Consider the following 11751-nt stretch of genomic DNA (forward strand, 5'->3'; position numbering starts at 1 on the left):
GCCCGTGGACGCGGAAGAGGCAGCGGAGCTGGAGGCCGCGGCCGCCACCGCCCACGCGGAGGCCGCGAAGGAGCAGGCCGAGGAGGCCAAGCAGCGCGTGCGCGAGGAGATCCGCGACTTCCGCGACAGCTTCAAGAACAAGCGGGGCCGGCGCGGCGCCCGGGACGTGGTGGCGCGCGGACAGAACCTGGAGGTGAAGCAGGGCGAGTCCGTGGAGAGCGCGGTCGTCTACGGCGGCAACCTCGTCGTGCGCGGCACGGTGGAGGACGACGCCGTCGCCTTCGGCGGCAACCTGGAGATCCACGGCCACGTGGAGGGCGACGCTCACGCCTTCGGCGGCAACGTCATCCTGGGCCCGGACGCGGAGGTGGAAGGCGACGTGTCCGCCTTCGGCGGCCAGGTGCAGAAGGCGGACGGCGCCAAGGTGGAGGGCAGCCTGGAGTCCTTCGGCGGCGCGGGCCTGGGCCGCATGGTGGCGGGTGAAATCAAGCGCGGCATGACGGAGTCCCGGGACCCCGGCGCGGCGGCGGACGCGGACGCGGACGACGATGACGACGACCATGGCAGCGGGGGTGGCGGGCTGGCGTCGTTCATCCTCCAGTTCGCGCTGCTCTTCGGGCTGGGCTTCCTGGGGCAGATGTTCTTCCCGGCGCGCATGAAGGAGCTGGGCGAGGAGATCCGCAGCCGCCCCGGCCAGAACCTGACGGTGGGCTTCGTGGGCACGCTGGCGCTCATCCCGCTGACCATCGTCCTGTGCATCACCCTCATCGGCATCCCGGTGGCGTTCGCCCTCCTGGTCGCCTCCATGCTGGGCACGGCGCTGGGCTACGCGGCCATCGCCAGCGAGGTGGGCACACGACTGCCGGTGATGCGCGGCCGCAAGACGCAGGCGGTGGTGCTGGCCCTGGGGCTGGGGGTGCTGCTCCTCATCAGCCACATCCCGGTGCTGGGCGTGCTGCTCAACCTCGTCCTCACGCCGCTGGCGTTCGGCGCGGTCATCCGCACCCGCTTCGGCTACCACCCCCGGGGCATGCCGGAGCCCATCTTCCCCCGGGACGAAGCGCCCATCTGACGCACCCGGCCTGAAGGCCGACAGGGTTTGCCACACCGCATCAAAGAAGCCCCGAAGCCCCGCTCCCCGCGCACCGGGAGTGGGGCTTCTTCCTTCTCCAACAAGCCCCGCGCTCACGGGCCATCACCTGGGCTGTCGGCGCGGGGTGTTGACGGGAAGCGGGCGGACGCCGACAGGCTTTGACCGCCCGGGTCCGGTGCGCCATTTTGCGCGGCACCCATGCGACGCCTCCCAGACGCAACCCCGCGCGGCAGGGCCATCACCGTGGACCTCGAGGGCGAGAGCATCCCCGCCATCGAAGGCGAGCCGGTGGCGTGCTCCCTCATCGCCGCGGGCGAGAACGTCCTCTCCCGCTCCGTGAAGTACCACCGCCCGCGCGGGCCCTTCTGCTTCGCCGCGGCCTGTTCGCACTGCCTCATGCGCGTGGACGGCCTGCCCAACGTCTACACCTGCCGCACGCCCGCGAAGGAAGGCATGCGGCTGGAGCGGCAGAACGCATACCCCTCCGCGAACGTGGACATCTTCGCGACCATCGACTGGTTCTTCCCCAAGCGCTTCGACCACCACGAGATGTTCGCGGGCGTCCCGGTGGCGGAGGACGTGATGGCGAAGGTGGCCCGGCAGCTCGCCGGCCTGGGCCTGTTGCCCAAGGAGCCGGGCCCCACGGCCCTGCCCTCGCGCACGCTGCACATCAAGGTCGCGGTGGTGGGCGGTGGCGCCGCGGGCCTGGAGGCGGCGCGCGTGCTGGCCGGCAAGGGCGTTCCCTTCCTCCTCTTCGAGCGCGACGCGAACCTGGGCGGACGGCTGGCCCACGGCACCCCGGAGGACGGCGCGCCCTTCGTGCCGGAGCCCACCGCGTTCCCCCAGGGCAGCGTGCTGCGGCGGGCCACCGTCATCGGCCTGTACGACGACGAGCACGGCCGCTACCTCGCGGTGGCCTCCCAGGAGCCCGAGGGACTGCGGCTCTTGAAGGTCTACGCGGAGCGCTTCCTGCTCACCGTGGGCGGCCATCCGCCCACCCTCCCCTTCGAGAACAACGACCTGCCCGGCGTGTACGCGGGCCGCGCGGTCAGCCTGCTGCTGCGCCGCCATGACGTGGCCCCGGAGGTCGCGACGCTGGTGGGCCACGGCGCGGAGCTGCACGCGCTGGCGCACCTGCTGACCCAGCGGGGCGTGGAGGTGGCCGCGGTGGTGGACCTGAAGGGCCCGCTGCCCGCGAACGCGCACCCCAAGGCGTGCGTGGGCGACGGGCTCAAGGCCCACGGCCTGCGCGGCGTGGGCGCGTTGAGCTTCACCCCGCAGGGCGGCCACAAGCAGAAGGTGTCGTGCGACGCCATCGTGGTGTCGGTGCCGGTGACGCCGGGCTTCGAGCTGGCGCGCCAGGGCGGCGCGAAGGTGGAGTTCGACGCGAACACGGGCCACTTCCGCGTGGAGGCGGACGCGGACGGACGCACGCAGGCCGCGGACGTGTTCGTCGCGGGCGACGTGGTGAAGGCGGGCACGGCGAAGGACGCGGCGGCCATGGGCCAGCGCGCGGCGCAGGCGCTGCTGGGAGGGCTGTCATGAGCAAGGCGCTCGTCTGTACCTGCGAGGACGTCACCGTCACCGACATCGAACACGCGCTGGAGCGGGGCTACCAGGACGTGGAGTCGGTGAAGCGCTACACCGGCTTCGGCACCGGCATCTGCCAGGGCAAGAGCTGCCACTCCGCGGTCGCGGCGCTGCTCCAGAAGTCGAAGGCGCTCAAGTCCGAAGCGGTGGTGCCCTTCACGCCGCGCCCGCCGCTGTACCCCACGGAGCTGCGCCTGCTCGCGAGCGCCCCAGTGGACGAATCCGTGCCCCCCATGGGCGGCGTGCCCCAGGAGCTGGAGCACTTCCCGTCCGCGCTGCGGCCCCAGGGCCCGGTGCCGCAGAAGGCGAAGGTGGTCATCATCGGCGGCGGCATCATGGGCCTGTCGCTGGCGTACAACCTGGCGCTGCGCGGTGAGACGGACGTGGTGGTGCTGGAGCGCGGCTACCTGTGCGCGGGCGCGTCCGGCCGCAACGGCGGTGGCGTGCGCATGCAGTGGGGCACCCCGGCGCTGATTGAGCTGGCCAAGCGCTCCATCGACCTGATGAAGGTCTTCGCGCGCGACCTGGGCGTCAACGTGTGGCTGCGCCAGGGCGGCTACCTCTTCCTCGCCAAGCGCAAGGACACGGCGCTGCGGCTGGAGAAGAACGCCGTGCTGCACAACAAGTACGGCGTGCCCACGCGCATCATCACCCCGGACGCGGCGCGCGACATCGTCCCCGGCCTGACGATGAAGGACTGCCTCACCGCGGCCTACAACCCGGAGGACGGCGTCATCTTCCCCTGGGCCTTCCTGTGGGGCTACGCGCAGGGCAGCGTGAAGCGCGGCGTGAAGGTGGAGACGTACACCAACGTCGTAGGCTTCGAGACGAGCAACGGCCAGGTGCGCAAGGTGAAGACGGACCGGGGCGACATCGCCTGCGACACCGTGGTGCTCGCCTCCGGCGCGTGGAGCCCCCAGGTGGCGAAGCTGGCGGACGTGGCGCTCCCCAACGAACCGCACCGCCACGAAATCCTCAGCACCGAACCGCTCAAGCCCTTCCTGTCGCCGCTGGTGTCGGTGCTCGACACGGGCCTGTACTTCAGCCAGTCCATGCGCGGCGAAATCGTGGGCGGCATGGGGGACCCGAAGGAGCCCGCCGGCCCCAACATGGGCAGCACCCTGCGCTTCGTGTCGCGCTTCGCCCGCGCCCTCACCGAACAGCTCCCCAACGTGGGCCAGGTGAAGGTGCTGCGCCAGTGGGGCGGCCTCTACGACGTCACCCCGGACAACAACCCCATCCTGGGCCGCACCCCCGGGCTGGACAACCTGCTCCAGCTGTCCGGCTTCGTGGGCCACGGCTTCATGATGGCCCCCGCCGTCGCGGAGCGGATGGCCCAGTGGATGACCTCCGGCACCTCCGACGAGCTCTTCACCCGCTTCAACCTCCGCCGCTTCGAGGGCGGCGCCCTGGAGCGCGAGGAGATGATCATCGGTTAGAAGTACCCGGCGCCCACCCCGCCCTGTCTCCGCTTGGGACAACAGGGCGGGCCGGGTTGTCCGCAAAAGCGGCACTCCTTGGAATACGCGCAAGCCCCTGGGATGGCTGGGGATTCCTCCGGGAATGTGACGTTTCTTTACAAACGCAACCGGATTGCACGGAGCATCCACGCACCACCCTGGCGGTGTGGGGGCGGCGTGCTCCCTCTGGGACACCTCTTGGCACGCGACGTGCCTTGCCCTTCGCGCCGCGCAATGCAGCGCGAAGGAGGTTCCCGTGGTCGCGAAGAAGCTCGTGGGTGCGATGCTGGTGATGGGCCTGACGGCGTGTGGTTCCATGGACCCGCAGGACCTGCCGGATGCGGAGCCGAACGGTCCGCTGGCGTCGCAGGAGTCCAACGTCATCGTGGGCACGCTGAACTGGGTGAGCTCCACGTCCCTCACGGGCACGCCGCTGGCGAAGTCCAAGGCCGTGGGCTACCTGTCCATCCCGGCGGTGGGCAGCCGCTGCACGGCGTGGCTCGTCTCCAACGACGTCATCATCACCAACAACCACTGCATCGGCAGCAGCGCGGACGCGGTGGGCGCGCGCGTGTCGTTCAACTACGAGGACGGCGTCGCGTCCGCTTCGCGCATCTGGTACCCGTGCGCCACGTTCATCAAGACGTGGAGCGGCGATGACATGACGGCGCTGCGCTGCTCGGCCGTCAACGGTCAGCTGCCCGGCGCGGTGTACGGCTTCCTCACCGTCTCCACCACCAACGCGGCGACGAACGCGTCCGTGTACGTCGTCAACCAGAACTGCGACTACTACACGACGCCCTCGTGCGTGCCGACGAAGAAGTCCTCGCCGGGCTCCGTGCTGAACGGCAACTACAGCACCACGGACATCTCCTACAACGCGGACACGCTGGGCGGCTCGTCCGGCTCGCCCGTCATCTCCACGTCCACGAACCAGGTGGTGGCGCTGCACCACATCGGCATCGGCGGCAACTCGCAGGGCCGCGGCACGGCCAACACCGGCGTGAAGGCCACGCGCGTGAAGGCCCGCCTCGCGGAGATCGGGCTGTAGTCCGTCTTTACGTCCTCACGTCGCGGACGAAGGCTCCCCCTGGGCCAGCAGCACCGGCCTGGGGGGCGCTTGCGTTCCGGGCCCGGAGGGCTGGAGCAGCAGTCTCCTGCGCAGGCCGCCCAGGGCCAGCCGTCCCAGGCCCCGCTTGAACGAGCGCGGCAGCAGGCGCAACAGCCGCATCATCCACCGGTGCCCCAGGCCCGGGTACACCAGCGCCTCGCCCCGCTCGAAGCCCGCCAGGGCCTCGCGGGCGCACTGACGCAGGGACAGCTCGAAGAAGGGCGTCACCTCTCCCTCCAGCGCGGGCTCCAGCGCCAGCGGCCCCGCGGCCACGAAGGTGACGGGGATGCCCGCGTCCTTCACCTCCAGGCGCAGGGATTCGCTGAAGCCGTCCAGGAAGCGCTGCGTGGCGGCGAACGTCACCGCGCCCGGCAGGAAGAGGCGCGCCGCGCCCGAGCCGATGGTGAGGATGCCGCCCCGTCCCCGCTCCAGCATGGGGCCCAGCAGCCGGTGCGTGAGCATCGCGGGGGCGACCACGTTGGCCTGCACCAGCTCCTCGATGCGCTTCCAGCGCTCGTCGGCGTACAGCCCGCTGGACGCGTGGTCCGCGTTGTTGATGAGCACGTCCACGCGCACGTAGTGGCGCTCCAGGTGCGCGAACAGGTCGTCCACCGCGCCGGGATCATCCAGCCGGCAGGCGCGCAGCATCACCCCCAGGGTCGGGTTGCGCACGAGCACCTCGTCGCGCAGGTCCTTCAGCGCCTCCACCTCGCGTGCGACCAGCACCAGCGTCCGGACGCGGGGGGAGAGCAGACGGGCAAGCTCGCGGCCAATGCCGCCAGCGGCGCCAATGATGAGCACGGTACCGTTGTCGATGGGAGGGCGCATGGGGTGAACCTCGGGTGGAAAGCTGCCCACGCCCAGGTGGACCTGCGTGCCTGCTATGTTGCTCGGCATCCCGCGACCGGCCGCTTGCCTTCAAGGCAGGCGGGCGTGCCGTGTGGCGCACTCTGGGAGGAGGACATCCATGGCTGGCCCTTCACGCATCCTCGTGCCGGTGGACCTGAAGGACGGTTCCCGTTCCGTCGTGGAGTACGCGATGCAGCTCGCGCGGCCCTTCGGGGCGACGGTGGACATCATCCACGCGTGGGAGCCGCCGCAGTACGTGGCGCCAGACCTGCTGGTGGCCTCGCCCGGCTGGGATGCGCAGTCGCTGGAGACGATGGCGCGCGACACCGCGGGCAAGGAGCTGGCCACGCTCCTGCGCTCGCTGGAGGGCAGCGCGCCGGTGTCCCTGTCCCACCGCGTGGTGATTGGCGAGGCGGCCAACGTCGTGTTGGAGGAGGCCGAGCGCGGCAAATACGATCTGGTCGTGATGGGCACCCACCAGCGCAAGGGCCTCACCCGCATGCTGCTGGGCAGCGTGGCGCAGAAGGTGGTGGGCCGCGCGGCGTGCCCGGTGCTCACGCTGCACGTCACGCCCGAGGAGGGCTAGACGCTCAGGGCTCCGCCCACTGGCGCAGGAGGTTGTGGTACACGCCCGTCAACATCACCAACGCGGGGCTCCTGGGCACCTCGCGGGTGAGCTGCATGATGGACGTGTCCATGTCGAAGAGCAGCGCGCGCTGGGCTGCGTCCCGCACCATGCTCTGCACCCAGAAGAACGACGCCAGCCGCACGCCGCGCGTCACCGGCGTGACGTGGTGCAGGCTGGTGGACGGGTAGATGATGAGGTCCCCCGCGGGCAGCTTCGCGGAGTGGTTGCCGTACGTGTCCTCCACCACCAGCTCCCCGCCGTCGTAGCTGTCGGGGTCGCTCAGGAACAGCGTCGCGGACACGTCCGTGCGGATGCGCAGCGATGTGCCCAGCAACGGCCGGATGGCGTTGTCCACGTGCGAGCCGAAGTCCATCCCCGACTCGTAGCGGTTGAACAGCGGCGGGAAGACGCGCTGGGGCAGCACGGCGGAGATGAACAGCGGGCTCTTCTCCAGGCCGGCCAGCACCAGGTCCCCCAGCTCCCGCGCGGCGGGACTTCCTTCGGGAAGCTGGAGGTTCTTCTTCACCTGCGCGGACTGGCTGCCCGCGGTGGCCCGGCCGTCCTCCCACGCCGCCTTCTGGAAGACGGCGCGGCAGTGGACGACCTGCTCGGGCGTGAGGACCTGCGGGATGTGCACCATCATGAGGACATCCTCCCACGCCCGGCTGGAAGCGCGCGCGACTAGAACCGCACGTTCGCGGACAGCACCGCCGAGCGGCCTTCCGCCGGCACGGCCTGACCGCCGTAGTACGCGTCGTAGTAGAGCTTGTCGGTGAGGTTGTAGACGTTCAGCTGCAGGTCCACCTTCTTGAACGCGTAGCTGGCGAACGCGTCGAAGCGCCAGTAGTTGGGCACCTTGGAGAGCAGCGTCGTCGCGTTGGCCGGGTTGTTCACCGGGACGACGTCCTGGTACACGGCGCCGCCGCCCACGGAGAGGTTCTCCAGGATGGCGTACGTGGTCCACAGCGAGAAGCTGCGCTTGGGCGTGTTCACCAGCCGCTGGCCTTCCAGGAAGTCGTTGGTGTGCTCCTGGATGCTCGCGTCCAGGAACGTGTAGTTGGCGAACACGTTCCAGCCGCGCACGGGCGAACCCGCGACGCCGACGTTGTAGCCCTGCACCCGCTGCTTGCCCTCGAGGATCGTCGCGGGCCCTTCCGGATCGCTGTTGGGCACGCGGGCGTTCTTCTTGTTCGTGCGGAAGACGGCCGCGTTCATGCTCAGGCGCTCGGCGATGACGTCGGACTTGGCGCCGATCTCGAACGTCTCGTTCTTCTCCGGATCCAGGCTGACGGTGTCGTTGGCCAGCGTGGCCAGCTCCGCGCTCGGGTTGGAGGACGTGCCGTACATGCCGTAGACGCTGGTGTTCGCCACCGGGTGGAGCACCACGCCCGCGCGCCAGTTGAACAGGCCGTTCTCCTGTTCGAACGGCGTCGTCTCACCCGCGGCGTTGGTGGCCGAATAGTCGCTGTGCAGGCTGTCGTAGCGAATGGTCCCCAGCAGCTCCACGTACTGGCCAATCTGCACCTGGTCGGACGCGTACACGCCCAGGTTCACCTGCCGGCTCTCGTTGGAGGAGCCGAAGACGCGGCTGACGGCGGACAGGTCCGGGTTGTGGTCCGGGTCGTACAGGTCCGCGGGCAGGTTGGGGCCCGTGGGCAGGCCCACCGCGGTGAGGTTGTTGCGGTCCTGGCTGCGCTGCTCGCGCGACAGGTCCAGGCCCACGTTGGCGGTGTGCTTGAGCAAGCCGGTGGTGAACACGCCGCGCAGGTCGGTCTGGTTCGCCAGGTACGTGTTGTCGTTGTTCGTCTCGAAGCGCTGCCGCCCGATGGTGGTCGGAGCGCCCGCAGGCGTCAGGCCGCGCGGCGCGGTGGGCCGGGCGAAGCGGTCCACGCCGCCGTAGCGCAGGGTGTTGGTGAGCTTCAGGTTGCTGCCCAGGTCCGCCAGCACGCGCGCCGTGCCGATGTGCACGTTCACACGCTCCACGTCGGAGTCCTTCACGCCGTAGAAGTTCTCCCGGGGCACGTCCAGGGTGACGGCCACCGGGTAGCCGTTGAAGTACGGCTGGCCATAGTCCGGCACGCTGTTCTCGTGCTGGTAGAAGTAGTCCACTTCCAGCGCCACCTTGTCCGCCAGCTGGAAGCGCGCGGACGGCGCGATGCCCGCCCGGTTCTCCGTGACGACATCGCGACCCGCCACGCCCGCCAGCTGCCCCGTCGCGCTCACGCGCAACTGGATGCGATCAGACACCTCGTGGTTGACGTCCGCCTCCACGCGGCCGGACGGCGCGGTGCCGCCGGACAGCCGCAGGTTCTGGAACGACCCCTTGCGCGGCTTCTTCGTCACCAGGTTGATGGCGCCGCCCGTGGAGCCACGGCCGAAGAGCACCGACGACGGGCCGAAGTAGACCTCCACGCCCTCCAGGTTGAACGTGTCGCGGGTGAACCAGCCCAGGTCGCGCACGCCGTCGCGCAGCGTGTCCGTCTGGGCGGAGAAGCCGCGCAGCGAGAACGAGTCGCCCTGCCGGCCACCCTCACCCGCCGTCACCGTGATGCCCGACACGTTGCGAAGGGCATCGCGCAGCGTCGTCGCCTGCTGCTCCTGGATGACCCGCTCCGGCACCACCGTGATGGTCTGCGGCGTGTCCACCAGCGGCCGGGGCAGGCGCGCCAGGCTGGGCTCCGTCGCGTTGTACTTCGACGCCGCGCCCTCCACCTCCACCGTGGGCAGGACGAAGACGTCGTCCCCGCCCTGCTCCGTGGACGCCGCCCCCGTCGCCGGAGCTTCCGCCGCGGCAGGCGTCGCGCCCTCCACCGGACGGGCCTCCTGCACGGGCGCCGCGGGTTCGGCGGCCACCGGGGCCTCCTGCGCCACCGCCCCGCCCGCCGCCAGCGCGGAGGCGAGTCCCACCGCCGGCCCCCAGGGCCACAGCGCGCCGCGCACGCCTCCAGGGTTGCCACTCGATGAACGGATTGCAGAACGACCGGGCTTGGCTGTGGACACGGGTCCCCTCAGGGAAGAGTGGTGCGGCTAAATGAGAATGATTCTCATATGCAGGACCTTGTTACATGTGACAAGATATTTCTTCCCCAAAAAGAGCTGTGATTGGGGGCACCGGGTGAACCCATCACTGCCGGGCATCAGGCACGCGAATGCCACATGCCCCAGAGTGAAAATGCGACGGCCCGGAGCCGCTCGCGCGGTCCGGGCCGGGGGTGTTTCCTGAGGGAACCCTCACGAACACAATACCCGGTCAATCCCGGATATTGTGTTTCATGAGGGAAATCTCAGGCAGCGTGTGTCTTGGATTCCGGGGACTCGGGGACCGCGGCGGCGGGGGTCACGGTCTGGTCGCGGCGGCGCGGGAAGAAGCGGCGCCAGGACAGCGAATAGCCGGTGTAGACCAGGAAGACGGCGCCGAACGACGCGAGCGCGGCGATGAGCTGGCCCACCCACCCCAGCGCCTCGCCGGTGTGCAGGAAGCGCAGCCAGGTGCGCACCTTGCGGCCACTGTTGAAGTCCGCGTACGTCTCCGTGCGCAGCGCCTGCCCCGTGAAGGGATCCAGTGACACCTGGACCGACGAGAACAACGGCCACCGGTCCTGCTCACGCACCGTGAAGGTGCTGGCCTGAGGACCGCCGCGCCCGGCGCCGCCTGGCCCCCCTTCACCGCGAGGACCGCCTTCACCACGCGGACCCCCTTCACCGCGAGGACCACCCTCACCTCGCGGACCACCCTCACCGCGAGGGCCACCTTCACCACGCGGACCACCGCGGCCTCCTTCAGGGGCGCCCTCGGGCCGGCCGGCACCCGCGCTCCCCTGGGGCGGCGTGGGCAGCTTCAGGCTGATGGTCTCCCAGGGCTTCGCCTGCTTCGTCACCGCCGCGAAGAGCGCGTCCAGGTCCTGGGGCGCGGTGCCGGGCGCCGGGGTGGGCACGGGCACCGGCGGGGACACGCTGGGCCCCTGCGCATTGGGCGGCGGGTTGCCCGTGAGCGTGAAGACCAGGTTCGACGCCCACTTGTAGGAAATCACCGCGCCGGACGCCGTCAGCACCAGCAACACCGGCAGCGACCAGAACCCGATGACGTTGTGCCAGTTGAAGTCGCGCGCCTTGCCCTTGAGCCCGCCACGGAACCACAGCGTCGGCCGCATGGAGCGCAGCGTCCACTTGCGCGGCCACCACAGGAACAGCCCCGTCACGCCCAGGAAGAAGAACGCCAGGTTGCTCGCGCCGGTGATGGCCTTGCCAATGGCGCGCTGCTCGCTGGGAGCGGCGAGCCAGCGGTGCACGTCCTCCATCGTCTGGAAGAACGCGCGCGGGCCCTTCGCGCCCTGTTCACGCACCTCGCCGGTGAAGGGGTGGACGTAGACGGCGCTGTTGCGCCCGGTGGCCACCACCACCACGCTGTCCGGCTCCGGGAACAGCGTCACGCCCGAGGGCTGCGCGCCCGGCCGGGCCTCCTTCACCTTCGCGAGCATCGCCTCCACGGACAGCCGGGGCGTTCCGGGGGGCGGCGGCGCCGCGTGGCGGGCATCGCGGTCCGCCCAGTCGACGATCTGCGATTCGAACGCGATCGCCACGCCGGTGAAGGACATCACCCCGACGACGAGTCCGACGATGAGACCGGACACCAGGTGGATCCAGAAGAGGACGGTTCGGGGGAGGCCAGGCTTCATGATGTGCGTCTCTTCGAGCAGGTCACTTCAGTGCGAACTTCACCGGGATCACGACCTTGACGCGCACCGGGCGCCCGTCGTGTCCCAGGGCCGGCGAGAAGCGCCAGCGGGAAACGGATTCGATGGCGGCTTCATCCAGCCCCGGAACCGAGCGCTGGATGCGCGTATACGCCGGCTCCACGCGCCCATCCGCGCCGATCACCACATACACCATCACCACGCCCGTGATGCCGTCCTCGCGGGCCCGGCGCGGGTAGTCCGGCTTGCCGTCGAGCAGCACCGGCAGCTTCATCACTTCCCGGGGTGAGAAGATGGCCGGCGCCGTGCCCAGCCCACCCACGCGG

The 11751-nt window shown here is 70.3% G+C and carries 10 protein-coding genes; 5 read left to right on the top strand and 5 right to left on the bottom strand.

All coding sequences use genetic code 11. From position 1 onward, the window contains the following. The 4 genes from D7X74_RS32840 to D7X74_RS32855 all read left to right on the top strand — a co-directional run. Positions 1 to 1072: polymer-forming cytoskeletal protein (locus tag D7X74_RS32840; protein WP_199741946.1), on the top strand; the 1072-nt coding region annotated here is incomplete at its 5' end. Positions 1073 to 1291: 219 nt separating this feature from the next. Beyond that, positions 1292 to 2638 (top strand): 2Fe-2S iron-sulfur cluster-binding protein, encoded by a 1347-nt coding sequence (locus D7X74_RS32845; protein ID WP_120536954.1) that lies wholly within the window; start codon positions 1292 to 1294, stop codon positions 2636 to 2638. After that, on the top strand, positions 2635 to 4122 hold the full coding sequence (locus D7X74_RS32850; protein ID WP_120536955.1) for an FAD-dependent oxidoreductase: 1488 nt from the start codon (positions 2635 to 2637) through the stop codon (positions 4120 to 4122). Before D7X74_RS32845 ends, D7X74_RS32850 begins: the two co-directional genes overlap by 4 nt. Before the next feature lie 277 nt (positions 4123 to 4399). Next, entirely contained in the window at positions 4400 to 5194 is a 795-nt protein-coding gene (locus D7X74_RS32855) for a serine protease (protein WP_120536956.1), read from the top strand. Positions 5195 to 5209: 15 nt separating this feature from the next. Here D7X74_RS32855 and D7X74_RS32860 read toward each other — a convergent pair whose 3' ends face one another. Continuing rightward, positions 5210 to 6082: an SDR family oxidoreductase gene (locus D7X74_RS32860; protein ID WP_120536962.1), complete on the bottom strand. Its 873-nt coding sequence runs from the start codon at positions 6080 to 6082 to the stop codon at positions 5210 to 5212. 139 nt (positions 6083 to 6221) lie between these two features. Between D7X74_RS32860 and D7X74_RS32865 the strand changes: the two genes are divergently transcribed. After that, positions 6222 to 6689, top strand: a complete 468-nt coding sequence (locus D7X74_RS32865) for a universal stress protein (RefSeq protein WP_120536957.1) — start codon at positions 6222 to 6224, stop codon at positions 6687 to 6689. A gap of 4 nt (positions 6690 to 6693) precedes the next feature. On the opposite strand, the gene D7X74_RS32870 is transcribed toward D7X74_RS32865, so the two are convergent. The 4 genes from D7X74_RS32870 to D7X74_RS32885 form a co-directional block, all read right to left on the bottom strand. Next, on the bottom strand, positions 6694 to 7374 hold the full coding sequence (locus D7X74_RS32870; protein WP_120536958.1) for a Fe2+-dependent dioxygenase: 681 nt from the start codon (positions 7372 to 7374) through the stop codon (positions 6694 to 6696). A 38-nt stretch (positions 7375 to 7412) separates the two neighbouring features. Beyond that, entirely contained in the window at positions 7413 to 9671 is a 2259-nt protein-coding gene (locus D7X74_RS32875) for a TonB-dependent siderophore receptor (protein WP_304984936.1), read from the bottom strand. A 344-nt stretch (positions 9672 to 10015) separates the two neighbouring features. Beyond that, positions 10016 to 11407 (bottom strand): PepSY domain-containing protein, encoded by a 1392-nt coding sequence (locus D7X74_RS32880; RefSeq protein WP_120536960.1) that lies wholly within the window; start codon positions 11405 to 11407, stop codon positions 10016 to 10018. Between the two features lie 22 nt (positions 11408 to 11429). Beyond that, a partial coding sequence (locus D7X74_RS32885) for an energy transducer TonB (protein WP_147446765.1) occupies positions 11430 to 11751 on the bottom strand: 322 nt, incomplete at its 5' end.

The sequence above is a fragment of the Corallococcus sp. CA047B genome (assembly GCF_003612065.1).
GTDB classification, from domain to species: Bacteria; Myxococcota; Myxococcia; order Myxococcales; family Myxococcaceae; genus Corallococcus; species Corallococcus praedator.